Consider the following 601-nt stretch of genomic DNA (forward strand, 5'->3'; position numbering starts at 1 on the left):
GCCTATGTCATCTACACCTCCGGCTCCACCGGCAAGCCCAAGGGCGCCGGCAACCGCCATTCGGCGCTGAGCAACCGCTTGTGCTGGATGCAGCAGGCCTATGGGCTGGGCGTCGGCGACACGGTGTTGCAGAAGACCCCGTTCAGCTTCGACGTGTCGGTCTGGGAGTTCTTCTGGCCGCTGATGAGCGGGGCGCGTTTGGTGGTGGCCGCGCCGGGCGATCATCGCGATCCGGCGAAGCTGGTGGCGCTGATCAACCGCGAAGGGGTCGATACGCTGCACTTCGTGCCGTCGATGCTGCAGGCCTTCCTGCAGGATGAAGACGTCGCCTCCTGCACCAGCCTGAAACGCATCGTTTGCAGCGGCGAGGCACTGCCAGCGGACGCCCAGCAGCAGGTGTTCGCCAAGCTGCCGCAGGCCGGCCTCTATAACCTCTATGGCCCGACCGAGGCGGCCATCGACGTCACCCACTGGACCTGCGTGGAGGAGGGCAAGGACGCGGTGCCGATCGGCCGGCCGATCGCCAACCTGGCCTGCTACATCCTCGATGGCAACCTGGAGCCGGTGCCGGTGGGCGTGCTCGGCGAGCTGTACCTGGCCG

The 601-nt window shown here is 67.1% G+C and carries 1 protein-coding gene; it reads left to right on the top strand.

The window, feature by feature from the left end:
• The coding region (locus tag HMPREF2581_RS20955; protein WP_139181922.1) for an AMP-binding protein at nucleotides 1–601 on the top strand (601 nt) is incomplete at both ends.

Origin of the sequence: Pseudomonas sp. HMSC057H01 (assembly GCF_001836405.1) — a bacterium.
In the GTDB taxonomy this organism is placed as follows: Bacteria; Pseudomonadota; Gammaproteobacteria; order Pseudomonadales; family Pseudomonadaceae; genus Pseudomonas; species Pseudomonas aeruginosa.